Annotated in this window: 23 protein-coding genes; 18 read left to right on the top strand and 5 right to left on the bottom strand. The window is 61.2% G+C overall.

The window, feature by feature from the left end:
• The 3 genes from VNX23_RS11100 to VNX23_RS11110 form a co-directional block, all read left to right on the top strand.
• The coding region (locus tag VNX23_RS11100; protein WP_325629950.1) for a glutamate synthase-related protein at positions 1-1,815 on the top strand (1,815 nt) is incomplete at its 5' end.
• Between the two features lie 165 nt (positions 1,816-1,980).
• Positions 1,981-3,432, top strand: a complete 1,452-nt coding sequence (locus VNX23_RS11105) for a glutamate synthase subunit beta (RefSeq protein WP_325629952.1) — start codon at positions 1,981-1,983, stop codon at positions 3,430-3,432.
• 327 nt (positions 3,433-3,759) lie between these two features.
• Positions 3,760-4,773, top strand: coding sequence for a KpsF/GutQ family sugar-phosphate isomerase (locus tag VNX23_RS11110; RefSeq protein ID WP_325629954.1), 1,014 nt, complete (start codon positions 3,760-3,762; stop codon positions 4,771-4,773).
• A 151-nt stretch (positions 4,774-4,924) separates the two neighbouring features.
• On the opposite strand, the gene VNX23_RS11115 is transcribed toward VNX23_RS11110, so the two are convergent.
• Positions 4,925-5,464: a carboxymuconolactone decarboxylase family protein gene (locus VNX23_RS11115; protein ID WP_325629956.1), complete on the bottom strand. Its 540-nt coding sequence runs from the start codon at positions 5,462-5,464 to the stop codon at positions 4,925-4,927.
• A 71-nt stretch (positions 5,465-5,535) separates the two neighbouring features.
• On the opposite strand from VNX23_RS11115, the gene VNX23_RS11120 reads away from it, so the two are divergent.
• Positions 5,536-5,886, top strand: coding sequence for a helix-turn-helix domain-containing protein (locus VNX23_RS11120; RefSeq protein WP_325629958.1), 351 nt, complete (start codon positions 5,536-5,538; stop codon positions 5,884-5,886).
• Positions 5,887-5,971: 85 nt separating this feature from the next.
• Here the strand turns inward: VNX23_RS11120 and VNX23_RS11125 are convergent, their stop codons facing one another.
• Both VNX23_RS11125 and VNX23_RS11130 read right to left on the bottom strand, forming a co-directional pair.
• Positions 5,972-6,418: an NfeD family protein gene (locus VNX23_RS11125; RefSeq protein ID WP_325629960.1), complete on the bottom strand. Its 447-nt coding sequence runs from the start codon at positions 6,416-6,418 to the stop codon at positions 5,972-5,974.
• Between the two features lie 5 nt (positions 6,419-6,423).
• Positions 6,424-7,425 (bottom strand): SPFH domain-containing protein, encoded by a 1,002-nt coding sequence (locus VNX23_RS11130; protein WP_325629962.1) that lies wholly within the window; start codon positions 7,423-7,425, stop codon positions 6,424-6,426.
• A gap of 183 nt (positions 7,426-7,608) precedes the next feature.
• On the opposite strand from VNX23_RS11130, the gene VNX23_RS11135 reads away from it, so the two are divergent.
• The 4 genes from VNX23_RS11135 to VNX23_RS11150 are packed head-to-tail and all read left to right on the top strand — an operon-like array spanning position 7,609 to position 11,295.
• Positions 7,609-8,556 carry a branched-chain amino acid ABC transporter permease gene (locus VNX23_RS11135; RefSeq protein ID WP_325629964.1) on the top strand — a complete coding sequence of 316 codons (948 nt, stop codon included), beginning with the start codon at positions 7,609-7,611 and terminating at the stop codon, positions 8,554-8,556.
• Positions 8,553-9,854, top strand: a complete 1,302-nt coding sequence (locus VNX23_RS11140) for a branched-chain amino acid ABC transporter permease (protein WP_325629966.1) — start codon at positions 8,553-8,555, stop codon at positions 9,852-9,854. Before VNX23_RS11135 ends, VNX23_RS11140 begins: the two co-directional genes overlap by 4 nt.
• Entirely contained in the window at positions 9,851-10,600 is a 750-nt protein-coding gene (locus tag VNX23_RS11145; protein WP_325629968.1) for an ABC transporter ATP-binding protein, read from the top strand. The genes VNX23_RS11140 and VNX23_RS11145 overlap by 4 nt, the downstream gene beginning before the upstream one ends.
• The gene (locus VNX23_RS11150) at positions 10,600-11,295 is read left to right on the top strand and encodes an ABC transporter ATP-binding protein (protein ID WP_325629989.1); all 696 of its coding nucleotides are present in this window, start codon (positions 10,600-10,602) and stop codon (positions 11,293-11,295) included. The genes VNX23_RS11145 and VNX23_RS11150 overlap by 1 nt, the downstream gene beginning before the upstream one ends.
• 404 nt (positions 11,296-11,699) lie before the next feature.
• On the opposite strand, the gene VNX23_RS11155 is transcribed toward VNX23_RS11150, so the two are convergent.
• On the bottom strand, positions 11,700-12,164 hold the full coding sequence (locus VNX23_RS11155; protein WP_325629991.1) for a RidA family protein: 465 nt from the start codon (positions 12,162-12,164) through the stop codon (positions 11,700-11,702).
• 818 nt (positions 12,165-12,982) lie between these two features.
• Here VNX23_RS11155 and VNX23_RS11160 point away from each other — a divergent pair.
• From VNX23_RS11160 to VNX23_RS11190, 7 genes are all read left to right on the top strand, one after another.
• Entirely contained in the window at positions 12,983-13,852 is an 870-nt protein-coding gene (locus VNX23_RS11160) for an ABC transporter ATP-binding protein (protein ID WP_325629970.1), read from the top strand.
• A gap of 115 nt (positions 13,853-13,967) precedes the next feature.
• On the top strand, positions 13,968-15,899 hold the full coding sequence (locus tag VNX23_RS11165; protein ID WP_325629972.1) for a long-chain fatty acid--CoA ligase: 1,932 nt from the start codon (positions 13,968-13,970) through the stop codon (positions 15,897-15,899).
• A gap of 217 nt (positions 15,900-16,116) precedes the next feature.
• The gene (locus VNX23_RS11170) at positions 16,117-17,010 is read left to right on the top strand and encodes a branched-chain amino acid ABC transporter permease (protein ID WP_325629974.1); all 894 of its coding nucleotides are present in this window, start codon (positions 16,117-16,119) and stop codon (positions 17,008-17,010) included.
• Between the two features lie 6 nt (positions 17,011-17,016).
• On the top strand, positions 17,017-18,090 hold the full coding sequence (locus tag VNX23_RS11175; protein ID WP_325629976.1) for a branched-chain amino acid ABC transporter permease: 1,074 nt from the start codon (positions 17,017-17,019) through the stop codon (positions 18,088-18,090).
• 111 nt (positions 18,091-18,201) lie between these two features.
• On the top strand, positions 18,202-19,485 hold the full coding sequence (locus tag VNX23_RS11180) for an ABC transporter substrate-binding protein (RefSeq protein WP_325629978.1): 1,284 nt from the start codon (positions 18,202-18,204) through the stop codon (positions 19,483-19,485).
• Between the two features lie 151 nt (positions 19,486-19,636).
• On the top strand, positions 19,637-20,479 hold the full coding sequence (locus tag VNX23_RS11185) for an ABC transporter ATP-binding protein (RefSeq protein ID WP_325629980.1): 843 nt from the start codon (positions 19,637-19,639) through the stop codon (positions 20,477-20,479).
• A gap of 109 nt (positions 20,480-20,588) precedes the next feature.
• Positions 20,589-21,812, top strand: coding sequence for a phenylacetate--CoA ligase family protein (locus VNX23_RS11190; RefSeq protein WP_325629982.1), 1,224 nt, complete (start codon positions 20,589-20,591; stop codon positions 21,810-21,812).
• Between the two features lie 89 nt (positions 21,813-21,901).
• Here the strand turns inward: VNX23_RS11190 and nagA are convergent, their stop codons facing one another.
• The gene (nagA, locus tag VNX23_RS11195) at positions 21,902-23,080 is read right to left on the bottom strand and encodes an N-acetylglucosamine-6-phosphate deacetylase (RefSeq protein ID WP_325629992.1); all 1,179 of its coding nucleotides are present in this window, start codon (positions 23,078-23,080) and stop codon (positions 21,902-21,904) included.
• A gap of 143 nt (positions 23,081-23,223) precedes the next feature.
• On the opposite strand from nagA, the gene VNX23_RS11200 reads away from it, so the two are divergent.
• Genes VNX23_RS11200 through VNX23_RS11210 form a run of 3 tightly spaced genes read left to right on the top strand, consistent with a single transcriptional unit; the run spans position 23,224 to position 26,119 of the window.
• Positions 23,224-24,147, top strand: coding sequence for a BadF/BadG/BcrA/BcrD ATPase family protein (locus tag VNX23_RS11200; RefSeq protein WP_325629983.1), 924 nt, complete (start codon positions 23,224-23,226; stop codon positions 24,145-24,147).
• A gap of 19 nt (positions 24,148-24,166) precedes the next feature.
• Complete coding sequence (locus tag VNX23_RS11205; protein WP_325629985.1) at positions 24,167-25,102, top strand: N-acetylmuramic acid 6-phosphate etherase; 936 nt, start codon at positions 24,167-24,169, stop codon at positions 25,100-25,102.
• Between the two features lie 18 nt (positions 25,103-25,120).
• Complete coding sequence (locus tag VNX23_RS11210) at positions 25,121-26,119, top strand: SIS domain-containing protein (RefSeq protein ID WP_325629987.1); 999 nt, start codon at positions 25,121-25,123, stop codon at positions 26,117-26,119.
• The last annotated feature ends 468 nt before the right edge of the window (positions 26,120-26,587 follow it).

Consider the following 26,587-nt stretch of genomic DNA (forward strand, 5'->3'; position numbering starts at 1 on the left):
GTGGCCTCGGGCCGCTTCGGCGTCACCACGGAATATCTCGTCAATTCCGACATGATGCAGATCAAGATGGCGCAAGGCGCAAAGCCGGGCGAAGGCGGGCAGCTGCCCGGTCACAAGGTCGATGCGATCATCGCCAAGGTCCGGCATTCGACGCCCGGCGTCGGCCTGATCTCGCCGCCGCCGCATCACGACATCTATTCGATCGAGGACCTGGCGCAGCTGATCTATGACCTGAAGAACGTCAATCCGGACGGCCAGGTGTCGGTGAAGCTCGTCTCCGAAATCGGCGTCGGCACCGTTGCCGCCGGCGTTGCGAAGGCGCGCTCCGACCATGTCACCATCGCCGGCTTCGAAGGCGGCACCGGCGCTTCTCCGCTCACCTCGATCAAGCACGCCGGCAGTCCCTGGGAAATCGGGCTTGCCGAGACCCACCAGACGCTGGTGCGGGAGCGGCTGCGCAGCCGCATCGTCGTGCAGGTCGACGGCGGCTTCCGCACCGGACGTGACGTGGTGATCGGCGCGCTGTTGGGGGCCGACGAATTCGGCTTCGCCACTGCGCCCTTGATCGCAGCCGGCTGCATCATGATGCGCAAGTGCCACCTCAACACCTGCCCGGTCGGCGTCGCCACGCAGGACCCGGTGCTGCGCAAGCGCTTCACCGGCCAGCCGGAGCACGTCATCAACTATTTCTTCTTCGTCGCCGAAGAAGTGCGCGAGATCATGGCGACCCTTGGCTACCGCACCTTCAACGAGATGGTCGGCCAGACCCAGATGCTCGACCAGACGAGGCTGGTCGCGCACTGGAAGGCCAAGGGGCTCGATTTCTCAAAACTGTTCGTGCGGCAGAAGGAAGAAAAAGGCCAGAAGATCTATCACGCGGAGCCGCAGAACCATCATCTGGAGAACGTGCTCGACCGCAAGCTGATCCAGAAAGCGCGAGCAGCGCTCGATCGCGGCGCGCCGGTCAAGATCGAGATGGAGATCAACAATACCGACCGCAGCGCCGGCGCGATGCTATCGGGCGCGGTGGCCAGGATTTATGGCCACGCCGGCCTGCCGCTCGACACCATCCAGGTGAACTTCAAGGGCACCGCAGGCCAGGCGTTCGGCGCCTGGTTGGCCTCCGGCGTCACGTTCGATCTCGAGGGTGAGGGCAACGACTACGTCGGCAAAGGCTTGTCCGGCGGCCGCATCATCGTCAGACCGCCGCGCCATTCCGGCATCGTGCCGGAGGAATCCATCATCGTCGGCAACACGGTGATGTATGGCGCGATCGAGGGCGAGTGCTATTTCCGCGGCATCGCCGGCGAACGCTTCGCCGTGCGCAACTCCGGAGCCATTGCCGTGGTCGAAGGCGCCGGCGATCACTGCTGCGAATACATGACCGGCGGCATTGTCGTCGTGCTCGGCAAGACCGGTCGCAATTTCGCGGCCGGCATGTCCGGCGGCATTGCCTATGTGCTGGATGAGGGGGGTGACTTCCAGAAGCTCTGCAACATGTCGATGGTCGATCTCGAGCCGGTGTTATCGGAAGAAATGATCAACGAGGACAGCTATCACCAGTCCGGCGATCTCGAATCCCACGGCCAGGTTGACGTGTTCCACAACCTGCTCGACTCCGACGTCGAACGGCTGCACGTGTTGGTCACGCGTCACGCCAAGCTGACGGGCTCGAAGCGTGCTGCCGAAATTCTCGGCGATTGGAAGGCCTGGCTGCCGAAATTCCGCAAGGTGATGCCGGTGGAGTACCGCCGCGCGCTGAAGGAGTTGAAGGCTAACGCCGACGCCGAACCAAAAATTGCGATCGGGGCGTAATTGCCGGTAACCGTGCCGTCATTGCGGGCGTGAGCCGAAGCAATCCAGACCAACTCGGTGTATATATGGATTGCTTCGTCGCTGACGCTCCTCGCAATGACGAGGGAATGGCGAGCAGCGAGTAAGACGAGTTTTCAAGATGCAGGGGCTTAGGGTTTTTCTTTAATGGGCAAGGTCACAGGTTTTCTGGAAATCGAACGGCACGATCGCAAGTACAAGCCCGTCGCCGAACGCGTTAAGCACTTCAACGAATTCGTCGTTCCGCTGACGGAGAAGGAAACGCGCGACCAGGCCGCGCGCTGCATGAATTGCGGCATTCCCTATTGTCATGGCACGGGCTCGGTGGCGCCGGGTACCCCGGGCTGCCCCGTCAACAACCAGATCCCGGATTTCAACGACCTCGTCTACCAGGGCAACTGGGAAGAGGCTTCGCGCAACCTGCATTCGACCAACAACTTTCCGGAATTCACCGGCCGCATCTGCCCCGCCCCCTGCGAGGCCTCATGCACGCTCAACATCGACGACAACCCGGTCACCATCAAAACCATCGAATGCGCGATCGTCGACCGTGCGTGGGAGAATGGCTGGGTCAAACCCGAAATCCCGGCGGCCAGGACCGGCAAGAAGGTCGCGGTCATCGGCTCGGGACCAGCGGGACTGGCCTGCGCGCAGCAGCTGGCGCGCGCCGGTCACGACGTGCACGTGTTCGAGAAATTCGCCAGGGCCGGCGGGCTTTTGCGTTACGGCATTCCCGACTTCAAGATGGAGAAGCATTTCATCGACCGCCGCATCGCGCAGATGCTGGCCGAGGGCGTCACCTTCCATTACGACGCCCATGTAGGCCTTGCAGGCGCGGTCGATCCAAAACAACTGCTCAACGAATACGACGCGCTCGCGCTCACCGGTGGTGCGGAAGCCCCGCGCGACCTGCCGATTCCGGGGCGCGACCTTGGGGGCATTCACTTCGCGATGGATTTCCTGCCGCAGCAGAACCGCCGTGTCAGCAACGAACCGCTCGGCGGAGAGAGCGACATTCTCGCCGGCGGCAAGCATGTCGTGGTGATCGGCGGCGGCGACACCGGATCGGACTGCATTGGCACGTCTTTCCGGCAAGGTGCGCTCTCGGTGACCCAGCTCGAGATTTTGCCGGCACCGCCCGAGCGCGAGAACAAGGGCCTGACCTGGCCGAACTGGCCGCTGAAAATGCGGACCTCCTCGAGCCAGGCCGAAGGCGCAAAGCGCGAATATGCGGTGCTGACGCAACATTTTTCGGGCACCGACGGCCAGGTGGACAAGCTGCATTGCGTGCAGGTCGACGACAAGTTCAAGCCGATTGGAGGAAGCGAATTCGAACTCGAGGCCCAGCTCGTGCTGCTGGCGATGGGTTTCGTCCACCCGGTGCACGAGGGCCTGTTGAAGACGCTTGGCGTCGAACTCGACCCGCGCGGCAATGTGCGCGCCAACACTGAAGACTACCAGACCTCGCTGCCAAAGGTGTTCTCGGCCGGCGACATGCGCCGCGGACAATCGCTCGTCGTCTGGGCGATCCGCGAGGGCCGGCTGTGTGCCCGCGCGATCGATACCTTTCTGATGGGCACGACGAATCTGCCAAGGTGACGGCGCCTCTGTCCGCTCTTGTCCCTCCCCCTTTGCGGGGAGGGTCGGCGCGTAACGCCGGGGTGGGGGAACAGTATCAGCCTCCCTGCCAGCCGATCGACATGCCCGCAGCTCCCACGATGAGAATTACCTCAACAAATTCATACGCTTGACGTCCCGGTCCCAGAGCCCGCGCTGGCCTGATGGAAAATGCCGTTAACGGAGTTAAAACAATTATGGTTAATGAGCCGATGAGAGGCGGACCGTGCGTCGCCTCCCGCTGTTTGCCATGTTAAGAAACCTTAAAACCCCGCTGCCCTCGGCGCCTTGAGTCTTACGGAACCACGCATGTCCAATTCCAAACCGCTGATGGCACCTTCATCCGGCCCGGCCCCCTTGAACGCGCCCGTTCAATCCGCGTTGCGCACGCTTGAGGCGGAAGGCAGCGGGATCGCGGCGATCACGGCGGCGCTGCAAGCCGACCTCGGCGAGGCATTTGCGCGCGCGGCCGATCTCATTCGCAACGCCAAGGGACGGTTGATCGTCACGGGCTTGGGCAAATCGGGCCATATCGGCCGCAAGATCGCGGCAACCTTCGCCTCCACCGGCACGCCCGCGTTTTTCGTGCACGCGGCCGAAGCCGGTCACGGTGATCTCGGCATGATCACCACCGATGACGTGATTCTGGCGCTGTCCTGGTCCGGCGAGCAGCCAGAGATGAAAACCCTGATCACCTATGCCAAGCGGTTTCGCATCGCGGTGATCGCCATGACCGCCGAGCGCGACTCCACGCTAAGCCGCGCTGCCGATATCGCGCTGACGCTGCCGAAGGCGCGCGAAGCCTGTCCGCACAATCTCGCACCCACCACTTCCTCGCTGATGCTGCTTGCGCTCGGCGATGCGCTGGCGATCGCGTTGCTGGAGGGCCGCGGCTTCACGCCGGTCGACTTCAGCGTTCTGCATCCGGGCGGCAAGCTCGGCGCCATGCTCAAATTCACTCGCGACATCATGCACACCGGCGACACGGTACCGCTGAAGCCGCTCGGCACCGGGATGTCGGACGCACTGGTCGAGATGACCTCGAAAGGTTTTGGCTGCGTCGGCATCGTGGACGCGCATGGCGCGATCGTCGGCATCGTCACCGACGGCGATTTGCGCCGGCACATGCGTCCGGATCTCATGACCGCCGTGGTCGACGACGTGATGACCAGAAATCCGAAGACGATTCGCGGCGACCTGCTCGCCAGCGAAGCGCTGGAGATCCTAAACTCGTCGAAGATCACCGCGCTGATCGTGACCGATGGCGGAAGGCCGGTTGGCATCGTGCACCTGCACGACATCTTGCGCGCCGGAGTGGTGTAGCGGCGCGCTCCGCCGTCATCGCGAGCGCAGCACTCCTTCGTATGAGCCGTCATTCCGGGATGGTCCGAAGGACCAGACCCGGAATCTCGAGATTCTCTGACGTGCAATTGCACATCATAGCTCGATGCTTTGCATCGCCCCGGAATGACGATTATTTCGGAAATCTCGCCGCGTTTTCCTCAAGCGGCAGATCAAGCCCGTTCGCCAGATACGACACCGTGCGGTAAAAGCCGCACAGCAGGATGATTTCGAAGATCTTCGCATCGTCATAATGCGCCGACAGCGTGTCGAATTCGTCATCGTTCAGGGTGGCCCGCAAATGCAGCGCATCCACGGTTGCGATCAGCGCCTGTTCCGGAGGCGACCAGCACGGCGCTTGCGCACCATCGAGCACGATCGCGCGAATTTGTGGCTCCGTCAGTTGCGCGGCCTTTGCGAAGGTGGCGACATGCACGCCCCATTCGTATTCGCATCGCGTCAACGCACAGGTGCGGTCGATTACGATTTCGCGTTCCCGCAAAGTGAGCGGACCGCGGTCCAGGAGACTGCCGGCACGAAATTTTTCCCAGGCACGCGCGTTGGAGGCGACCATGCGAAACAGCATCAGCGGCGGCGCACCGCGCATGATGCGGTCGAATTGTTCCTGGATTTCCGGTTCATAAGGCGGCTCGAGCGGGGCAATTCGCGACATGGTGCGCTCCTGTGTTACAATAAATGTAGCGCTATGCTACATTATCTGTAGCGCGCCGCAAGGGAGACCCGATGCCAAAACAGAGTTCGATCTCCGGGAAGACTCCCGGGCAACGCCGCGTACGCGGCTCAAGGTCGGGCCGGCCGATCATGGTGCTGCTCGACCTCCTGGGCCGGCGCTGGAGCTTGCGGATTTTGTGGGAGCTTCGCCATCAATCACTGACCTCCCGCGCGCTCCGCACAGCTTGCGACGAGGCCTCGCCGACGGTGCTGCAGGCGCGCCTGACCGAGCTGCGGCGGGTGGGTTTCGTCGAACTAATCCCCGGGGACGGATACCGCCTCACCGCCCTGGGTCGGGAATTACTGGAGACCTTCCTGCCGCTGCATCGCTTCGCCGAGCGATGGCAGAAGGTGCTGAACTAGCGATGCCCGAAGGGCCGCGTTAGCGCAAAGTGTGCAGCGGCTATCACTAAAGCGCGATGGCGATTCGACCTGAATTCATCGCGCCTCAGACCAGGGCCACCGTCAGGCTGGCGCCATCGGCGCGAACGATCCTGATCCGGCTGCCGGCCGGCGCGTCGGGCCCGCTGATCCGCCAGACCGTATCGTCGATCCGCACCGTCCCCCTGCCGTCGACGATCGGCCTTTCCAGCGTAAAGACGCGCCCGACGAGCGCATCAGCGCGCTTGTTCAGAAAGGGGTTGTTGGCGCTGGCTGCGGCATTGTTGCGCGCGATGCGCCGCCAGAGCGGCACGGCGGCGGCCGCAAACACGGCAAACATCAGGATCTGAGTCTGCCAGGACGGATGAAAGGCGAATGACAATAACCCCACCAGCAGGGCTGCCAGCCCCAGCCAGAACAGGAAGACACCCGGGGCAAGTAATTCCAGCGCCATCAGGATGATGCCGAAAATCAGCCAGTTCCAGGTGCCTAACGTCGTGAACATCTCCGTCATGGTGGCTAACCCGTGGGTGGCGCTGGCGGGACGGCGCCCGAGCCGGCGCTCGGCACCGACCCACGCCGGGCCGCGGCCTGAGCCGAGATCGCGCTTTCACCGAAGGTTGCTCGCGCGATCTCGCCGATGCCGGCAAGCGAACCAAGCAAGTTCACCGCCTCAATCGGCAGCATGATCACCTTCTGGCTCGGCGATTCCGCCAATTGCCCGAACGCCTTGATATATTTGTCGGCGATAAAGTAGTTCAGCGCGGCAACGTCGCCCTTGGCGATAGCTTCGGAAACCATCTGCGTTGCCTTGGCTTCCGCTTCGGCGGACCGCTCGCGCGCTTCGGCATCGCGGAACGCGGCTTCGCGGCGGCCCTCGGCCTGCAGGATCTGGCTCTGCTTGGCGCCCTCGGCGCGCAGAATGTCGGATTGGCGCTGGCCTTCAGCTTGCAGGATATCGGCGCGCTTGACGCGTTCGGCCTTCATCTGCCGCCCCATCGCCTCCACGAGGTCGGCCGGCGGCACGATGTCCTTGATCTCGATGCGATTGACCTTGACGCCCCAAGGCGACACCGCAGCATCGACGACGCGCAACAGCCGCTCGTTGATCTCATCGCGATGCGACAGCACCTGGTCGAGGTCCATCGACCCCATCACCGAACGGATGTTCGTCATGGTGAGCACGGTGATGGCGTTTTCCAGATTGGAGACTTCGTAACTCGCCTTGGCCGCCTCGAACACCTGGAAAAACGCGACGCCGTCAACGGTGACGGTGGCGTTGTCCTTGGTGATCACTTCCTGCTCGGGAATGCCGATCACCTGCTCCATCATGTTCATCTTGCGGCCGACGCGATCGAAATAGGGCACGATGATGTTGAGCCCGGGCGAGAGCGTCCTGGTATATTTGCCGAACCGCTCGATGGTCCAGTCGTAGCCCTGCGGCACGGTCTTGATGCCGGCAAACAGCGTAAGAATAACCAGCAGAACAAGCGCGATGGCGAAAATGTCGAAACCGGTCATGCAAATCTCCCGAGGGGCAGTGCGGCGAATTTGAAGTTCCTATCAGTATCGCGGCAAGTTCGTGATAGGAACTTCAAATTCAAAGCCGCTACTCAAATTAACAAGTTGCCAGAGCTCCTTTGATTCCGAGGTTCGCATCAGAGGTCGCCGCGATAGCTTGCGAACTTCGGAATCGGAGCTCTAGTGCTCGAACTCATCGTCATATCCACGCTCAACGGCATCCTGTTCGGGATGCTGCTGTTCCTGATGGCGAGCGGCCTGACCGTCATCTTCAGCATGTTAGGGGTGCTCAATTTCGCCCATGCAAGCTTCTACATGCTCGGCGCCTTCTTCGGGTTTCAGATCAGCCGCTGGTTCGGCTTCTGGCCAGCGCTGTTGACCGCGCCACTGCTTGCAGGTGCGATCGGGGTTGCCGTCGAGCGCTTCGGCTTGCGTCCCGTTCACAGGAACGGCCACGTCGCGGAGCTCCTGTTCACCTTTGGCCTGGCGTTCGTGATCGAGGAGATCGTCCAGATCATATGGGGCAAGAGCCCGGTCGATTTCCGCATCCCCTCCTCGCTCGACTTTCCCGCATTCACGATTTTCTCGACCAACTACCCGGCCTACAAGATGTTCATGCTGCTGGTGTCGGTCGCGATCTTCGCCGGACTCCTGATCGTCCTGAAAAAGACGCGCATCGGCCTGATCGTCCAGGCCGCGCTGACCCATCCACACATGGTGGCCCATCTCGGCCACAATGTCGGGCGCATCTTCATGCTGGTGTTCGGTGTCGGCACGGCGCTGGCCGCGGTTGCCGGCGTGATCGCGGGGCCTGCGCTGGTGACGCAGTCGAACATGGCCGGCCTACTGGGTCCGATCCTGTTCGTGGTTGTCGTGGTCGGCGGCCTGGGCTCGCTGCCAGGCGCCTTCGTCGCCTCACTGCTGATCGGTTTGATTCAGACCTTCGCGGTGTCGATGAACGGCTCGCTGTCGGGCGCGTTCGGTCCGCTCAGCCCCGCTTATGCCACGACCTGGCTTGCCGACATCTGGAGCGTCACGATCGCGCAGATCGCGCCGATCGTGCCTTACGTGCTGTTGGTGCTGGTCCTGATCTTCCGCCCGATGGGTCTGTTAGGGACCCGCGACACATGAACCAAATTGCAACAAGTGCGGCCCCGCCGCTGCCGACCGCAACCGAGAAGCTCAAATTCTACGGGATGTGGGTGACGGCCGCGATCGTGCTCGTGCTGCTGCCCCATGTCTTGGGCTCGGGCGGCTCGCTGACGACGTTCAGCCTGATCGGCATCTCCATCATCTTCTCGCTGTCCTACAATATCCTGCTCGGACAAACCGGCCTGCTATCGTTCGGGCACGCGGTGTACTACGGCCTCGGCGGCTTTTTGGTGATTCACGCCATCAACATCATCGGCCCGAACAAGTTGCCTATCCCGCTGCCCGTCATTCCCCTCATCGGCGGACTGACTGGACTGTTCTTCGCTGCTCTCCTGGGGTGGGTCTCCACCCAGCGCTCGGGAACGGCGTTCGCGATGATTTCGCTCGGCGTTGCCGAATTGATCGCTTCCTCGGCGCTGATCCTGCGCAGCTTTTTCGGCGGCGAGGCCGGCGTCTCGGCCAACCGCACCAGACTGTTCAAACTGTTCGGCCTGGGTTTCGGTCCGCAGATCCAGATCTATTACCTGGTCGCGGCATGGACACTGATCGCGGTGATCGCGATGTACGCGCTGACCCGCACCCCGCTCGGGCGGATGTGCAACGCCGTGCGCGACAATCCCGAGCGCGTCCAGTTCGTCGGCTACAATCCGCACGTCGTCCGTTACCTCGCGTTCTGCTTCGCCGGCTTCTTCGCAGGCATTGCGGGCGCGCTGGCCGCGATCAATTTCGAGATCGCCAACTCCGCCTATCTCGGCGCGGCGCAGTCGGGAACGGTATTGTTCGCCGCCTATATCGGCGGCATCGGCTTCTTCATCGGTCCGATCGTCGGTGCGATCTTCGTCACCATCCTCTCGCTGGGCCTGAGCGACCTGACGCAGGTGTGGCAGCTCTATTTCGGATTGATCTTCATTGCGGTGGTGTTGTTCGCGCCGGGCGGCATAACCGGGTTGTTGATGATGCATCGCCCGCTGGTCAAGGCCGGCACGCTGCAGCAGGTTTTGCCGAGCTATCTGGAAGCCCTGATGCCGACGCTGGCCATGCTCGCCGGCCTGGTGCTGGCGGTGGAAACGATCGTGCACTACACGGTCAACCCGGGCGATGATTCCCACATCAAGGCGTTCGGCGTCAGCTTCGATGCGGCGAGCCCGTACATATGGGCGATGTCGGCCGTTCTGCTGGTTGGCGGGTTCCTGGTTGCGCGCAAGAGTTGGGGCCGGGTGGGAGAGGCGTGGGACAAGGCCGGCGCTGTGCCGCGGGAAGAGGATATCACCGCATGAGCGCTGCGATCGAACTTCGCGAAATCAAGAAGAGCTTTGGCAACATCCCGATTCTCAGGGATATCAATCTAAGCGTGGCGCAGGGCGAACGCCACGCGCTGATCGGCCCGAACGGCGCGGGCAAATCGACCACCTTCAATTTGATAAGCGGATATTTTGCGCCGACATCCGGGACCGTGCGGTTGCGCGGCGAGGTGATCAGCGGCCTGCCGCCCTACCAGATCAACCGTCGCGGGCTGTCGCGCAGCTTCCAGGTCACCAACGTCTTCGCCAATATGAGCGTATGGGAGAACCTGCGCTGCGCAGTGTTGTGGTCGACCGGCCAGCGCTACGCGTTCTGGAAGAATATCGACAATCTGCCGGAGGTGCGTGAACGCACCGCGCAGATTCTGGCCGACATTCATCTCACGGCACGGCGCGACGTCCCGGCCGGTCTTCTGACCTACGCCGAGCAGCGCGCGCTGGAGATTGGCATCACGGTGGCCGGCGGCGCCGATGTGATCCTGCTTGATGAGCCGACCGCGGGCATGAGCCACGCAGAAACCGAGCGCGCCGTGGCGCTGATCCGCCGCCTGACCGAAGGCCGCACGCTGTTGATCGTCGAACACGACATGAGCGTGGTGTTTGGGCTGGCCGACCGGATCTCGGTCCTCGTGTATGGCCAGATCATCGCCTCGGGAACGCCGCAAGAGATCCGCGGCAATCCAAAGGTCAAGGAAGCCTATCTCGGCGAGGAAGCGGCATGATGCTCCAGGTCGAAGGACTTCACGCCTATTACGGCAAGAGCCACATCCTGCAGGGCGTCGACATGCGCATCGATGCCGGCGAGGTGGTGAGCCTGTTGGGCCGCAACGGCGTCGGACGCTCCACCACGGTCAAGGCGATCATGGGCGAAGTGTCGCCGCAAGGATCCATCAAATTCAACGGCTGCGACATCGCGGGATTACCAAGCTACCGCATCGCGCGTCTCGGCCTCGGCTACGTGCCTGAGCATCGCGACATCTTCCCAAGCCTGACGGTGCGGCAAAATCTGGTTCTTGGCATCAAGGATACCAGGCGTCCCGGCAAGTGGCGGCTCGAAGACATGCTGGAAATGTTCCCCAATCTCGCCGCGAGAGCCGACACCGCGGCCGGCGTCCTGTCCGGCGGCGAGAAGCAGATGCTGACCATCTGCCGTACGCTGATGGGCGACCCTGAACTCATCATGATCGACGAGCCGACCGAGGGGCTTGCTCCTCTCATCGTGCAACAGGTCGGCGATCTGATCGCCGAAATCGCCAGACGTGGCCTTGCCATTCTGCTGGTGGAGCAGAAACTCTCGATCGCGATGCGGATATCGCACCGGGTCTATGTGATGGGCCATGGCCGCATCGTGTTCGAGGGCACCCCTGCGGAACTAAAAGCGAACGAAGCCGTCCGCAAGGAATGGCTGGAGGTTTGACGGCCGATCCGCCCTGATCGTACGAAGCGTTCTAGTCCGGCGTATCCCGTCCGAATAAACTCGCAAGTGAACATCAGAAGTGAGCGTGGGCAATTCCGGTCTAGTGTCCCGATTCCGAAGTTCGTACCATTGTGCGGCCCCTCTTTTGCGAACTTCGGAATCGAAAGGACACTAGCACACCTATAATCTAGTGTGGCTTTGGTTCAAAAGTCCGCATGACGAACTCGCGGCATCAATATTGCGGACTTTTGAACCGCCACACTAGAGCCTTTTCGGTTCTGATTGAATCAGAACCGGGCTCCAATCTTTTGTTTTGACGCGTTTTCTTCACGCGAACCGGTATCCACTTCGCTCGAAAACGCTATAGGCCAACAGCGAAAGGCCAGTCGTTGTCATCGCGCGAGTTATTTCCTGCTTGGTGCGTAGAAGGTGCCCTCTACCTCGCATATATCGTCGCCATTCAGCCGATGGACTTCGACGATAGTGCGCGGCGGATAAGGACCGGCGCCCCACAGCTCCTCCTGGACCTTGTTCACGAACGGACGGAAGCGATACATGTCCGTGACATAGACGACGAGGCGAACCGCATCACGTAGCGTTGCTCCTTCGGATTCGGCGATCAGCTTCATGTTGAGGAAGGCCTGACGGATGCGAGCCTCGTCGCCCTGGATCGGCAGGTTTGTCTTCGGATCGATGCCACGCATTCCGGCAACGAAGACGAAGTCGCCGGCGCGCGTACCGAGACTCCATGTGCCCGTCGGCTTGATCGCACCGTCCGGCGCAAGCGTCTTCACCCCGGCAGAAGACAGCGGAAACTGCTCCGCTGCTACTGGATGAATCCCTAGCAACGCGACAATCAATAGCATCACCTTCTTCAAGCTAGACCTCCTGTCTTTTTTGGAAATGCAGCAGCCATCCTTCGCTGCCGGAGCAGACGAGCTATCTCACATCCTCGACTCTCGATCGCGTTTAGACCAGATCGCTATGTGTCTTGAATGGTCCTGGGCAATCATGATTTTATCGACCGCGAATTTCGGGATATATCGCACTGCAACAATCGCCTTGAGCGGCAGGCGACCCGTCTCCCGCGCGTCCGCGCTATGGCGCCGGTGCGCATGAAATTTGTCGGCATGTCAGCCAAGCGACATTCCAAACCACGGCTTTACCTGATTGAGGCCGTGCCCCCGACGATCGGACCCCGGGCCCAGCACGACCATGCATGGCATCCGGTGTACCAGTGGGGGCAAAACATCATTAGTCGCATGGTTTAGCCGGATTGGCCGATATAGGATCGTGCCAGTCTTACAGCGAGCGAGCGATCAAGAGCGCTAGTGTCCTGATTCCGAATTCGCATCATTTTGCGGCGACTTCGTTTGCGAACTTCGGAATCAAAGGACACCAGCAAATCATTGTTTTCTAGTGGTCCGATTCCAACATTCGCATCCCGTCTCAGCAGGCAGTCTTGCGAATGTTGGAATCCAAGGACCACTAGCAAATATCGGTTTCTAATGGAGTTTTGGATTTGACATTCGCTTTTCGAACCCGCCATCAGTACCGTAGCGAATGTCAAATCCACTCCATTAACGTGGCTTTGGTTCAGAAGTCCGATGACGAACCCGCGGGCTGCGATGATGCGGATTTCTGAACCGCCACACTAGCCCAGGCGCCGTTTTCCAGGAGGGGCCGATTGGACTACACGTTGGAAGTGCGCGGGGTGTCACTGCGCTTTGGCGGCGTGCGTGCGCTCACCGACGTCAATTTTGGCGTCAGGGGCGGTGAGCTTTTCTCCATTATCGGCCCCAACGGCGCCGGCAAGACCTCGATCGTCAACTGCATCTCGGGCCGCTACCGGCCGACCGAGGGCCATCTGTTCTATCGGGGAAAGGACATCACGGCGCTGAAACCGAACGCCCGGCCCCGGCTCGGCATCGGCCGCACGTTTCAGAATCTGGCGCTGTTTCATCATATGAGCGTGCTCGACAACATCATGGTCGGGCGTCACCACCTCCTGAAGAACAATTTCATCACGGGATCGCTGTACTGGCTCACAGGCGCGCGGCGCGAGGAGCTCGAACATCGCCGCAAGGTCGAGGAAATCATCGACTTCCTCGATCTGCAATCGGTGCGCAAGGCGACCGCCGGCACCCTGCCCTACGGCTTGCGCAAGCGCGTGGAGCTGGCGCGCGCCATGGCGCTCGAGCCGCAACTGATCCTTCTCGACGAGCCGATGGCCGGCATGAATTTCGAGGAGAAGGAGGACACGGCGCGCTACATCGTCGATCTCAACGAAGAGTTCGGCATGACCGTCATGATGATCGAACACGACATGGGCGTGGTGATGGACATTTCGCACCGGGTCATGGTGCTGGATTTCGGCCGAAAGATCGCCGAAGGCGATCCTGCCGCGGTGCTGGCCGATCCCCATGTCAAGCGCGCCTATCTCGGCGAGGAAGATGAAGTGCTGGTCGATCCCGACGATACGCCTACACCTGATACCGCCGATCTGAAGTCCCTGCACCACAAGGGGCAAGTTCTTTCAGGGACTTCAGATCGATGAGCGGTATCAGTATCATCAATTTGCCAGTGCCCATGACTTTAAGAAGTTCGCAAAAAGGTATTGCCGAGAGAGATCGCGAACTTCGCAAAGTGGGCACTGGGCGGGAGACTGCAGCATGATGGATTACGCCGGCCGCGTGGCGCAGGCCGACACCTATCCAAAGCTGTTGCGCCTTAACGCGCGCGAACATGGCGATGAAATCGCGCTGCGCGAAAAGGATTTCGGGCTCTGGAAGGTGTTCACCTGGAACGACTACCAGAAGCGCGTCCACGACTTCGCGCTCGGCCTGGTCGAACTCGGGCTCTCCCGCGGCGACATCATCGGCATTATCGGCGACAACCGCCCCGACTGGGTATCGGCGGAAATCGCCAGCCACGCGATCGGGGCGATGAGTCTGGGCCTCTATCGCGATGTGCTCGACGAGGAAGCCGCCTATCTCCTCAACTATGGCGAAGCCAAGCTCGTCTTCGCCGAGGACGAAGAGCAGGTCGACAAGCTGCTGTCGCTTGCCGACCGCGCGCCGCATCTCAAGCACATCGTCTATTCCGATCCGCGCGGAATGCGGAAATATGACGATCCCCGCCTGATTTCGGCAGACAAGCTCGCGGCCATGGGACGCGAGCGTGCGACCCGCGAGCCCGGCCTCTACGATCGCCTCGTCGATGAAACAAGCGGCGAGGACACGGCGATCCTCTGCACCACCTCAGGCACCACGGCGCATCCGAAGCTGGCAATGCTTGCCGCTCGCCGAACGCTTCGCCATTGCGCGGACTATCTTGCCTTCGATCCCAAGGGACCGGACGACGAATATGTCTCGGTGCTGCCGTTGCCCTGGATCATGGAACAGGTCTACGTCCTCGGCAAAGGGCTGTTGTGCCGGATGAAGGTCAACTTCGTCGAAGAGCCCGACACCATGATGAACGATTTCCGCGAGATTGCGCCGACCTTCGTGCTGTTTGCGCCGCGGATCTGGGAAGCGATTGCGGCCGACGTGCGCGCTCGCGTGATGGACTCCTCGCCGCTCAAGCAAAGCCTGTACGAGATCGGGATGAAGGCGGGGCTTTCGGCGCTGGCCAAAAACCGGCGTTCGGCCATCGCCGACGTGCTGCTGTTCCGTGCGCTGCGCGACCGGCTCGGCTTCACGCGGCTGCGTTCGGCGGCAACCGGCGGTGCCGCGCTTGGGCCCGACACCTTCAAGTTCTTTCAGGCCATGGGCGTGCCGTTGCGCACGCTGTACGGACAGACCGAGACGCTGGGAGCCTATACCCTGCACCCCGAAAACGAGGTCGATCCCGATACGACCGGGGTGCCGATGTCGCAGGCGATCGAACTCCGCATCGACAATCCGGACATCCATGGCGTCGGCGAGATCATGGTGCGTCACCCCAACATGTTCCTCGGCTATTACAAGAATCCGCAAGCCTCCGCAGCCGACATGGAGGATGGCTGGCTGCATTCGGGCGATGCCGGCTATTTCAACGATAACAGGCAGCTCGTGGTCATCGACCGCATCAAGGATCTGGCAGAGACTTCCCGCGGCGAGCGCTTCTCGCCGCAATATCTCGAAAACAAGCTGAAGTTTTCGCCCTACATCGCCGAGGCGGTCGTGCTCGGCGCCGGCCGCGATACTCTCGCGGCGATGATCTGCATCCGTTTTTCGATCATCTCGAAATGGGCGGAGAAAAACCGGATCGCGTTTACGACCTATACCGATCTTTCTTCGCGCGAAGACGTCTACGCGCTGCTGCAGAAGGAGGTCGACGCCGTGAACGCCACGCTGCCGAGCCCGCAGCGCATCTCCCGCTTCCTCCTGCTCTACAAGGAGCTCGACGCCGACGATGGCGAGCTGACGCGCACGCGGAAAGTCCGCCGCGGCGTCATCAACGAGAAATACGCCGACATTATTGAAGCCATTTACGGCGGAAAACGCGCGATCCCGGTCGACACCACGATCCGTTTCCAGGACGGCACCACCCAGCGCATCCGCACCACGCTGAAAGTGGTCGACCTCGCGCATGAGGCTCGTGTCGCGGAGGCCGCGGAATGAGGCGCCCTGATGAACAAGCCGGGATGCGCATTGATGTGTCCTCTCCCCCTGTGGGAGAGGGCTCCACTGCCGCAAGACCTGGACTCAATTTGGTGAGGGGTGCTCCCGCCCTAAGCGTGTTGTCAAGACAAGCCCTCACCCGCCCTCGCTTCGCTCGAGCACCCTCTCCCGCAAGGGGAGAGGGTGCTCGGCTCACCTTTCGTTATGATCGAACCGCATGAACATCGCATTCCTCATTCAGCTTCTGGTCAATGGCCTCGTGGTCGGCACGCTGTATGGCGTGGTCGCGATGTCCTTTGTGCTGATCTACAAGGCGACCCAGGTGGTGAATTTCGCGCAGGGCGAATTGCTGTTGATCGGCGCCTGGGTGTGCTGGGCACTGCTCACCAAATATGAAGTGCCGTTCTGGCTCGGCATGCCGCTGACGCTCGTCTTCATGTTCATCTTCGGCATCGCGATCCAGATCGTGATCCTGCGCCCGATGATCGGCGAGCCGATCATCGCGGTGATCATGGTCACGATCGGGCTTTCGACGGTGTTTCAGGCAGCGCTGAAATGGATTTTCGGCGTCAATCCGCAGCCGTTCCCGCGGGTGTTCACCAGCCAGTCCGTGAGTCTTCTCGGCCTGCAGATCCAGACCGTCTATGTCATGAGCCTCGTCGTCTCGCTTCTGATGATGATCGGGATGGCCTGGTTTTTTCGCAGATCGAAGTACGGCCTTGCGATGCGCGCCACCGCCTTCAACCAGCAGGTGGCGCAATCGCTCGGCATTTCCGTGAAAAACGTGTTCGCGATGGCCTGGGCGATCTCGGCGACCGTCTCGGCGGTCGCGGGCGTGGTAGTGGCCGTCGTCAACGGCGTGTCATCGGGGCTCTCCGCCTACGGCATCAAGGTGTTTCCGGCCGCGATCCTGGGCGGGCTCGACTCGATTGCGGGCGCGGTGGTCGGCGGCGTCATCATCGGGCTTCTGGAGAACGTCGCCCAGTATGTCGACAGCGAATTCCTGCACTGGGGCAATTTGTACGAGATCGCGCCGTTTTACGTGCTGATCATCGTGCTGATGATCAAGCCTTACGGGTTGTTCGGCACAAAAGACATCGAACGGGTGTAACTCATTATGGCAAGCACCATCCTCATCCCCGCCGGCGATTTCCGCACCTCTTACGCGGCCGACACCACCATCTTTCCGACCACGACCAGCCGCAACTTCGCGATTCTCGGCGTTATCGCCGCATGCTTCGCGCCGCAAATCCTCGCCAATTACTGGCTCTCGATCTCGATCCAGATCGGCATCTTTGCGATCGCGGCGCTGGGCCTGAACGTGCTGGTCGGCTTCACCGGCCAGATCTCGATCGGGCACGCCGCCTTCTTCCTGTTCGGCGCCTTCACCTCGGCCTTTATTTCCAACAACCTGCCGGTCCCGGTGTTCTTTGCCATTCCGCTCGCGGGCGTGGCGACCGCGCTCGTCGGCCTGATCTTCGGCATCCCGGCGGCGCGGTTGAAGGGGCTTTATCTCGTCATCGCGACGCTGGCCGCACAATATATCCTGCTCGACTTTTTCTCGCGCGCCGAGTGGTTTTCCGGCGGCTCGGTGCCGGCGAGCGCCAAACCATTCTCGCTGTTTGGCTATGTGCTGCGCGGCGACCGGCAATATTTCTACGTCGTGCTCGCCTATCTCGTGGTCAGTTGCCTGCTCGTCACCAATTTGATGCGCACCCGCGACGGCCGCGCGCTGGTGGCGATCCGCGACCACTACCTTTCCGCGGAGATCATGGGCATCAATCTCACGAAATACCGCACGCTCTCGTTCGGGCTGGCGGCCTTCTTTGCCGGCATCGCCGGCGCGCTGTATGCGCACTACCAGCTCGTGATCTCGCAGGAGGGTTTTGGTATCGAGCGCTCGATCCTGTTTCTCGCCATGATCATCATCGGTGGCACCGGCTCGATCATGGGCACGCTGATGGGCACCGCCTTCGTGGTGCTGCTGCCGGAATCGATGGAGTGGATCAGCCTGCACCTGAAAGGCGGCGCGATCGATCACGCGCTCTCGCTCAACAACAACATCACCTTTCTGCGCGAGATCGCGATCGGGCTGATCATCATCATGTTCCTGATGTTCGAGCCCGACGGGCTGGCCCATCGCTGGCGCCAGATCAAGACCTACTGGAGACTCTACCCGTTTTCACATTGAGCTTGGAACGGGACTCTATCGTATGAGCATGATCTTTTTCGGAAAACCGGTTCCCACTTTTCCGGATCACGCCTAAAATACTCTCTGACAAAAGAACCGGAGGAAAGTCCAATGAAGCTGAAATCCCTGCTCGGAACCGTCTCGCTGGCGCTGCTGTTTGGCGCCATCGCTTCGGCGGCACAGGCCCAGATCGCGATCGGTCATCTCGAAGATCTCTCGGGCGGCACATCCGACGTCGGCACGCCTTATGGACAGGGCGTCAAAGATACCTTCGCCTGGGTCAACAAGAATGGCGGCGTCGGCGGCAAGCAGCTCAATGTCGATAGCAACGATTACGGCTATCAGGTGCCGCGCGCGATCGCGCTCTACAAGAAATGGTCGGCGCAGGACACCAAGGTCGCCGCGATCATGGGCTGGGGCACGGCGGATACCGAGGCCCTGACCGGCTTCGTGGCGCAGGACAAGATCCCGTATTTTTCCGCCTCCTATGCGGCCGCGCTGACCGACCCCGAAGGGCTCAGCGGCAAGGCAAAACCCTCGCCCTACAATTTCTTCTACGGTCCAAGCTATTCCGACGCGATGCGCGCCTTGATCACCTGGGCGGCCGAGGACTGGAAGGCCAAGGGCAAGCCAGGCAAGCCCAAATTCGTCCATATGGGCGCGAACCACCCCTATCCCAACGCGCCGAAGGCGGCCGGCGAAGCGCTCGCCAACGAACTCGGCTTCGAGGTGCTGCCCCCGCTGGTGTTTGCGCTCACCCCCGGTGATTACAGTGCGCAGTGCCTTTCCTTGAAGAGTTCAGGCGCCAACTACGCCTATCTCGGCAACACCGCCGCCTCCAATATCTCGGTCTTGAAGGCGTGCAAGACGGCGGGCGTCGATGTCCAGTTTCTCGGCAACGTCTGGGGCATGGACGAGAACGCCGCCAAGACGGCGAGCGATGCTGCCGATGGCGTTGTCTTTCCGCTGCGCACGGCGGTGACCTGGGGCGGCAATGCTCCGGGCATGAAGACGGTGTCGGAAATCTCGAAAATGTCCGACCCGAGCGGAAAGGTTTATCGCCCGGTGCACTACATCGCCGGTGTCTGCTCGGCGCTCTACATGAAGGAGGCGCTGGACTGGGCCGCCAAGAATGGCGGCACCGGGGGCGAGAACGTCGCCAAGGGTTTTTACCAGAAGAAGGACTGGGTGCCGGCCGGCATGGATGGCGTCTGCAACCCCTCGACCTGGACCGAAAAGGACCATCGCGGCACGCTCAAGGTCGATCTCTACCGCATGAAGGTCTCGAGTTCGACCGATGGCGACATCAACGACCTGATGGCGAAGGGCGCGATCAAGCTTGAGAAGGCCAAGACCGTCGAACTGCCGCGCAAGCCGGAATGGCTTGGGTGGTGAGGTAGAGGTTGCCCGCAGACCGCCCGGCAGGCTCGGCCGTCATCCCCGCGAAAGCGGGGATCCAGCGCGCCGCGGCCTCTCGGTCGATCACAGGCGTCTCTGGAATACTGGGTCCCCCGCATTCGCGGGGGACGACAACTACGGGCAGGCCATGAGCGAAAACCTCGACACCACACGCCCCGCGCCCGGCACATCCCCTACCGCCGCGCCGCTGGTTGCCGTGCGCAACATCGAGGTGGTCTACGACGACGTCATCCTGGTGCTGCGCGGCTTGAGCCTCGAAGTGCCGAAGGGCGCTATCGTTGCGCTGCTGGGAGCCAATGGCGCCGGCAAATCCACCACGCTGAAGGCGATCTCCGGACTTCTCAAGACCGAGGACGGCGAAGTGACGCGCGGCGAAATCGTCTTCGACGGCGAGCGCATCGACGGCATCGATCCCGAACGGATCGTCCGCCGCGGTATTTTTCAGGTGATGGAGGGCCGGCGCATCATCGCCGACATGACGTCGCTGGAGAATTTGCGGCTCGGCGCCTTTACCCGCAGCGACCATGAGGTCGCCGCCGACATCGACATGGTCTTCAATTATTTCCCGCGCCTGAAGGAGCGCACGGGGCTGGCCGGCTATCTCTCCGGCGGCGAGCAGCAGATGCTGGCGATCGGACGTGCGCTGATGGCGCGCCCCAAGATGATCCTGATGGACGAGCCCTCGATGGGCCTTTCGCCGCTGCTGGTCAAGGAAGTGTTCTCCATCATCAAGGCGATCAACCGCGACCTCGGCGTCACCATTCTCCTGGTCGAGCAGAACGCGCGCGCCGCACTCTCGGTCGCAAGCCACGGCTACATCATGGAGCAGGGCAAGGTGGTGCTCGACGGCACGGCCACCGAACTGCGCGATAATGAGGACGTCAAGGAATTCTATCTCGGCGGCGCCGGCGACCAACGCAAGAGTTTCAAGAACCTGAAAAGCTTCAAGCGGCGGAAGCGGTGGCTGTGAATTTGCTACTCGTCATTCCGGGGCGCGCAAAGCGTGAACCCGGAATCTCGAGATTCCGGGTCTGGTCCTTCGGACCATCCCGGAATGACGACGAAAATACAGGCCTCTCATGACCGACTTCTACGACACCCTTGAAACCCGCGACCCCGCGGAGCGCGAGGTGGAATTGTTCTCGCACTTGCCGGACGTGCTGCGCAAGGCGCTTGCAGCGCCCGCCTATGTTGAGCGGCTCAAAGGCGTCGATCCCGCGCGCATCACAAGCCGCTCAGCGCTCGCAACGCTGCCGGTGCTGCGCAAATCGGAGCTGCCTGCCCTGCACAAGGCCGCCCCTCCCTTCGGCGGCTTCGTAGCTAGCCCGCCCGGCGCCTATGGCCGGCTCTTCACCTCGCCCGGTCCGATCTTCGAGCCTGAAGGCGCGCATGCCGACCCCTGGCGGGGGGCGCGCGCGCTTTATGCGGCAGGTTTTCGCAAAGGCGACGTGGTGCTGAACACGTTCAGCTATCATCTGACGCCCGGCGGCTTCATCTTCGATACTTCGGCGCGCGCGCTTGGTTGCGCCGTGATTCCGGCGGGCCCCGGTAATACCGAAGCGCAATTCGAGCTGATCGAGGCCTATTCGCCAGTCGGCTACTGCGGCACGCCTGATTTTCTCAAAATCCTGCTCGATGCCGCCAAAGATACCGGGAGAAATGTCTCCTCGCTCGGGCGCGCTGTCGTTTCCGGCGCGGCGTTTCCAAAATCACTGCAGGAGGAAATCAAGGCCCGCGGCATCGACGCCTACCAGTCGTTCGGCACCGCCGATCTCGGCCTGATTGCGTTCGAGACTGCGGGGCGCGAAGGCATGGTCGTCAACGAGGACCTGATCCTGGAGATCGTGCGGCCCGGCACCGGCGACCCCGTCGCAGACGGCGAAGTCGGCGAGGTCGTGGTCACCACCCTCGACCCCGACCACCCCTGGATACGCCTTGCGATCGGCGACCTCACCGCGGCGCTACCGGGCGCAAGTCCTTGCGGCCGCACCAATATGCGCATCAAGGGCTGGATGGGCCGCGCCGACCAGACCACCAAAGTGAAGGGCATGTTCGTGCGGCCCGAACAGATCGCGGAAATTGCCAGGCGTCATCCCGAGCTCGCGCGGTTGCGTCTCGTCGTCGCGCGCGAGAATGAACAGGACACGATGACGCTGCGATGCGAAAGCGCTTCGTCCAGCGAAGCGCTTCGAGCCGCAATCGCCGCGACGCTCCGCACCGTGACCAAGCTCGGCGGCGACGTCGAGCTGATGGCGCCGGGAAGCCTGCCGAACGACGGCAAGGTGATCGCGGACGAGCGCTGAACGTCTCCAGTCTGGATATCTGATAGGAATATTGAACGGATTCGGATACTCGGCGGCCGGATTCTACCGTCGTTCGACGAGCTGGCGCGTCAACGATCCTCTGCAGCGACACCGAGAGTTTTACCAGAGATCCACGTCTCGACGACCTCGAACCTTGCGTTGAACGCTACCAGGTCCGCTCGATATCCCGGCGCGATCAGTCCAAGCTCGGAGTCCAGGCCCAGAAATCTGGCCGGTGTCCGAGATGCCATTGCAAGAGCGTCAACAAGCGGGATTTCGAGAAGAGCAACGGCGTTACGCACCGCCTCGATCATGGTGAGGTGAGCACCCGCGAGTGTGCCGTCGGAGCTGGTCAAACGATTATCATGCAACGCTATGCGCCTTCCAAGCAGCATGAATTCCTGATCGTGTGTACCAATCAACGGCATGGCATCCGTGATCAGCATTAGTCGATCGCATCCCTTGCAACTGAATGCAACGCGCAAACTAATGCGATCCACGTGGGCGCCATCGCAGATGATCCCTGCAAATAAACGGTTGTCTTGCAGCGCGGCGCCTACCAATCCCGGTTCTCGGGCGCTCAACTGTGACATGGCATTGAATAGATGGGTAACGCCACGTACGCCTCGATCAGCAGCTAGCTCCATTTCGGCTGCGGTCGCCTCGCTATGGCCGGCAGAGACACGTAATCCAGCCGCAATGAATTCTCCAATCAATGACGCAGGCACGCATTCCGGAGCCAGGGTCACAATGGAGCGGCCGCAAATTCCAAAGCTTTTGATGGCGGCAATGTCGCGCCGGCTGGGCAGGCGTATTTCGGATTCCGGATGAATGCCCTTGCGAGACCTGTTAAGTGCCGGGCCTTCCAGATGGAAGCCGAGCACACCGGGAATCTGCAAGCAGGCCTGAGCGACCGCAGCCAACCGTTCGATCACTTCGATTCGATCGGTGATCAGCGTCGGCAAGCAGCCTGTGGTGCCGGCGCCGCGATGCGCTTCGACAATGCGTCGTACCCCAGCCTCCGTTGGCTGGTCATTGAGAAGAACTCCCCCACCCCCGTTGACCTGGATGTCTATGAATCCTGGTGCAAGGATAACATCTTGGGGCAGGTTCGTTGACGCGCGCGCCCTTTGCTCTCCGAAGCTGATGCTCTCGATCCGATCATTCGAAATCCTCACCGATGCGGGCCCGCGCATGGCGGTTCCATCGAAGACCTGCGTTGCACCAATTGTAAAGGTGTTCGGAGACACTAGATGACCCATTGGCATCCATCCAACAAGGCAAGTCACGGGCTCGTGAAACGAGCCGCGTACACCGGTCGCGGAGCTTTTACAGAGCTGTCCAAGAGCTACATATTCCTTCATCCGCCCTTTGCGAGGACCTGCAAGGAAACCCTTCGAGTTAAATAGAGATGGCGCGAAAAGACACCACTTATCTCGGAATTGACGGAGGTGGCAGTCGATGCCGAGCTCGCATCGAAGACGGAAATGGTAGGCTGCTCGGCGAAGGGACCTCGGGGCCAGCCACAACGCGGATTGGCGTCGAGAAGGCTTGGCGATCTATTATGGAAGCTTCCGAAGCGGCAGCCGCGCAGGCTGGACTGAAGCACGAGGATTTATCGCGGTTGCACGCCGGAATCGGCCTCGCCGGTCATGGGCGTCGAGGCGCGGAAGCGGCACTCGAAAGGATCGCACATCCGTTTGCGTCTGTTCTCTTCATAAGCGACGGCATGGCTGCGTGTCTCGGCGCCCATAGCGGCGCGGACGGGGCGATTGTTGTAGCCGGCACAGGTTCTGTCGGTGTTGGCCTGATCGGCGGTCGCGAAATCCGTCTGGCTGGTTACGGTTTTCCAATCTCGGATGAAGGCAGCGGTGCCGATATCGGTCTGCAGGTCGTTCGATTGGCTCTTCGCGCGGCGGATCGCCGCGCCAAGATGTCCCCGCTGCTTTCGGAGGTGCTGAGCGCGTTCGATGATGACCCTTATCAGGCGGTCGCCTGGTCCGAAGAAGCAAGGGCCACGGACTATGCCGCTTTCGCACCTCTCGTACTGCGCCACGCAAACCAAGGTGATCCGATTGGCCGTCGCATCGTCGAACGTGCAGCTGACGCGATCGGCGATCTGCTCGATTTGTTCTTGGCGAAGGGAATTGACCGGCTCTCCCTGGTAGGCGGGTTGTCGGACGAAATTAGCCCTTGGTTGACGCCTGACCTGCGCAGCCGTCTGAAGCGGCCTGACGCCGATGCGGTTGCCGGCGCGTTAATGGTCGCTCGACGGCGGTTTGTCCTGCCCGAGAGGGAAACCGACCGCCAACCGATTCCAAAGTTTCGCGTTTGATGGTGCATGGATCAGGTGCATGGCTACTGAAGAAGTCGACCCCCGCTTTGCCGATCTTGACGGTTGGTCGCTGGCCTCGGCGATGGAAGCAATGTGGGAGGGCCAACTTGCGGCTGTTGCGGCCGTCGGCCGTGCGCTGCCTGCCATTACCGCGGCTACGGACTTGGCCAAGGACGCGCTGCGGGATCGCGGACGTATCGTTTACGTCGGCGCCGGCACCTCAGGCCGCGTTGCCGTCCAGGACGGCGCCGAACTGACGCCGACCTTTGCGTGGCCCAGGGAGCGGCTCCACTTCATTGTTGCTGGCGGGGACAGTGCACTTGCCACAAGCATCGAGGGCGCCGAGGACGATATCGAGGATGCGATCCGTCAGATCGATGAAGCAAGGCTCACGGCACAGGACGTGGTTATAGCCGTGTCAGCCAGCGGCACAACGCCGTTCACGGTAGCGGCGCTGCAGCGGGCTGAAGCGTCTGGTGCTGTTACGATTGGCCTTGCCAACAATGCGGGCGTCCCCCTGCTCACATCGGCAAGGTGCCCGGTGTTGATCGAGACGGGACGAGAGCTGATCGCCGGCTCGACGCGAATGAAAGCGGGAACGGCCCAAAAGGTTGTACTCAACCTGATCTCTTCGGGCATCATGCTGCGCCTTGGTAGAGTTTATTGCGGCATGATGGTGAATATGCAGCCGACCAATGCCAAGTTGAAGCGGCGCGCAGAAGCAATGGTTGCTCAAATCGCCAGCTGTGATCAGGCGCAAGCGGCATGCGCTCTTGAACAGGCCGACGGCGATATCAAAACAGCAGTCCTTTTGGCCCTGGGTTCCGATAAAGCGGAGGCCGAAGCTGTTCTCAAAAGCAATGACGGCAATCTTCGCCGCGTGCTTGCCGAGCTCGCCAATGATCGCATCCAGCGGCTCAAGAAAGGCGACGCGCAATCAAGACGGAGCCGTTGAGCTGTGACGACTTCAGCGATGGCGAGCGAAATCGGTGAAAGCGCGGACGTTGTCTCACGGATTGTTCGCAACCGCCGCGCCCTGGCCGAAATTGCAAAAGGGCTGAGGATTGGCTGCGCACCCCTGTGCGTCCTGTGCGGCCGAGGAAGCTCGGGCCACGCCGGAGTTTTCCTGAGATATCTTATCGAGACGCGACTTGGCCTTCCCGTTTCGGCCAGCGCTCCGTCGGTCACCACGGCATTTCGTACCCCGCTGGTACTTCGGGATGCATTATTCATCGTAGTCTCACAATCTGGCCGCAGCCCGGATCTTGTCGCGGCGACCAGGTCGGCTCGCGCAACGGGCGCCCGCACAATCGCCATCGTAAATACGACTTCGTCGCCAGTCGCAACGGCTGCAGAGTTCGTCATTCCGATCGAAGCGGGCGCGGAGCACTCCATTGCAGCGACAAAAACGGTGATCGGCTCGATGGCTGCAGGTGCTGCACTTATTGCGGAATTGGCTGAAGATCAGGCGCTCAGATCGGCGCTTGACAGACTACCCGACCGCCTGGACCGCGCTTTGGCACTCGATTGGTCTGAAGTTTCCGACGACCTTGCCAAGGCGTCTGCTGTTTTTGTGGCTGCTCGGGGGCTGGGCTTGGGCTGGGCCCGAGAGATCGCTTTGAAGCTTTCCGAAATCCTTCGCTTGCCGGCAATCGGTGTAAGCGCCGCGGAGCTGCAGCATGGTCCGCGTGCGGCATTATCATCGAGGACGCCCGTTATTATGATGCGCATTATGGACGAAACAGCTGCCACCGTGGATGCGCTGGCAAACGAGCTGCGCGCGCAAGAGATCGCGCTGCATCTGTGTGGCGGACCACACGGCTCGCTGCCCTGGCTGCAAGAAGATGATCCCGCCACTGACCCGATCACCATGCTCGTTCCGGCTTATCGCGTGATAGAGCAGACAGCCCGCCGGTGGGGATATGACCCGGATCGTCCTCCTCGTCTCAGCAAGATTACGGAAACGTTCTGACTGTGGCTTTTACGATTGAAACAGTGGATTCTTGCGGCGGCCAGCCCAGAGCTCTGTCCCCGCCGGGCTAACAGCAACGAACGATAATAAGGTGATCGCAGACGAGCGCGGTTAAACGCCGGTCTTTCCGAGCAAGTCCTGCTGTTACGACGGGCCCTTCAACTGAAATCCTGAAAACAACCCCATGCAAAGTAGATTTGCGCGAGGTCTCATGGCTTCCATATCAGGTATTTCATCGAGGAACGACCGCGGTTTTTGGGCTGTCTGCCCCCTGCCCGGGAATGCCGAGCCCAGCGTACGTTAAGATCGTTTTGGCGTAGCATTTTCCGAATGTGCTCCCACATTGCTAGTGAAAGTTGAATTCGTTGACAGCAACTGAGGGGGCATCGTGAGCAGTTTTTGTCCAAGCGGGTATGTGCCTTCGCAAACTGTGATTGTGGAAGCCACGCAATATTGGTTTGCCGATCG

Origin of the sequence: Bradyrhizobium sp., assembly GCF_035570375.1 — a bacterium.
GTDB lineage: Bacteria > Pseudomonadota > Alphaproteobacteria > Rhizobiales > Xanthobacteraceae > Bradyrhizobium.

Excerpts from the sequence above, each read along its gene's own strand:
- VNX23_RS11150 (WP_325629989.1), top strand. The coding sequence starts at position 10,600 with ATGCTCCAGGTCGAAGGACTTCACGCCTATTACGGCAAGAGCCACATC.
- VNX23_RS11185 (WP_325629980.1), top strand. The coding sequence starts at position 19,637 with ATGAGCGAAAACCTCGACACCACACGCCCCGCGCCCGGCACATCCCCT.
- VNX23_RS11145 (WP_325629968.1), top strand. The coding sequence starts at position 9,851 with ATGAGCGCTGCGATCGAACTTCGCGAAATCAAGAAGAGCTTTGGCAAC.
- VNX23_RS11110 (WP_325629954.1), top strand. The coding sequence starts at position 3,760 with ATGTCCAATTCCAAACCGCTGATGGCACCTTCATCCGGCCCGGCCCCC.
- VNX23_RS11125 (WP_325629960.1), bottom strand. The coding sequence starts at position 6,418 with ATGACGGAGATGTTCACGACGTTAGGCACCTGGAACTGGCTGATTTTC.
- VNX23_RS11165 (WP_325629972.1), top strand. The coding sequence starts at position 13,968 with ATGATGGATTACGCCGGCCGCGTGGCGCAGGCCGACACCTATCCAAAG.
- VNX23_RS11120 (WP_325629958.1), top strand. The coding sequence starts at position 5,536 with ATGCCAAAACAGAGTTCGATCTCCGGGAAGACTCCCGGGCAACGCCGC.
- VNX23_RS11115 (WP_325629956.1), bottom strand. The coding sequence starts at position 5,464 with ATGTCGCGAATTGCCCCGCTCGAGCCGCCTTATGAACCGGAAATCCAG.
- VNX23_RS11210 (WP_325629987.1), top strand. The coding sequence starts at position 25,121 with ATGGCGAGCGAAATCGGTGAAAGCGCGGACGTTGTCTCACGGATTGTT.
- VNX23_RS11205 (WP_325629985.1), top strand. The coding sequence starts at position 24,167 with ATGGCTACTGAAGAAGTCGACCCCCGCTTTGCCGATCTTGACGGTTGG.
- VNX23_RS11180 (WP_325629978.1), top strand. The coding sequence starts at position 18,202 with ATGAAGCTGAAATCCCTGCTCGGAACCGTCTCGCTGGCGCTGCTGTTT.
- VNX23_RS11130 (WP_325629962.1), bottom strand. The coding sequence starts at position 7,425 with ATGACCGGTTTCGACATTTTCGCCATCGCGCTTGTTCTGCTGGTTATT.
- VNX23_RS11190 (WP_325629982.1), top strand. The coding sequence starts at position 20,589 with ATGACCGACTTCTACGACACCCTTGAAACCCGCGACCCCGCGGAGCGC.
- nagA (WP_325629992.1), bottom strand. The coding sequence starts at position 23,080 with ATGCCAATGGGTCATCTAGTGTCTCCGAACACCTTTACAATTGGTGCA.
- VNX23_RS11170 (WP_325629974.1), top strand. The coding sequence starts at position 16,117 with ATGAACATCGCATTCCTCATTCAGCTTCTGGTCAATGGCCTCGTGGTC.
- VNX23_RS11105 (WP_325629952.1), top strand. The coding sequence starts at position 1,981 with ATGGGCAAGGTCACAGGTTTTCTGGAAATCGAACGGCACGATCGCAAG.
- VNX23_RS11140 (WP_325629966.1), top strand. The coding sequence starts at position 8,553 with ATGAACCAAATTGCAACAAGTGCGGCCCCGCCGCTGCCGACCGCAACC.
- VNX23_RS11175 (WP_325629976.1), top strand. The coding sequence starts at position 17,017 with ATGGCAAGCACCATCCTCATCCCCGCCGGCGATTTCCGCACCTCTTAC.
- VNX23_RS11200 (WP_325629983.1), top strand. The coding sequence starts at position 23,224 with ATGGCGCGAAAAGACACCACTTATCTCGGAATTGACGGAGGTGGCAGT.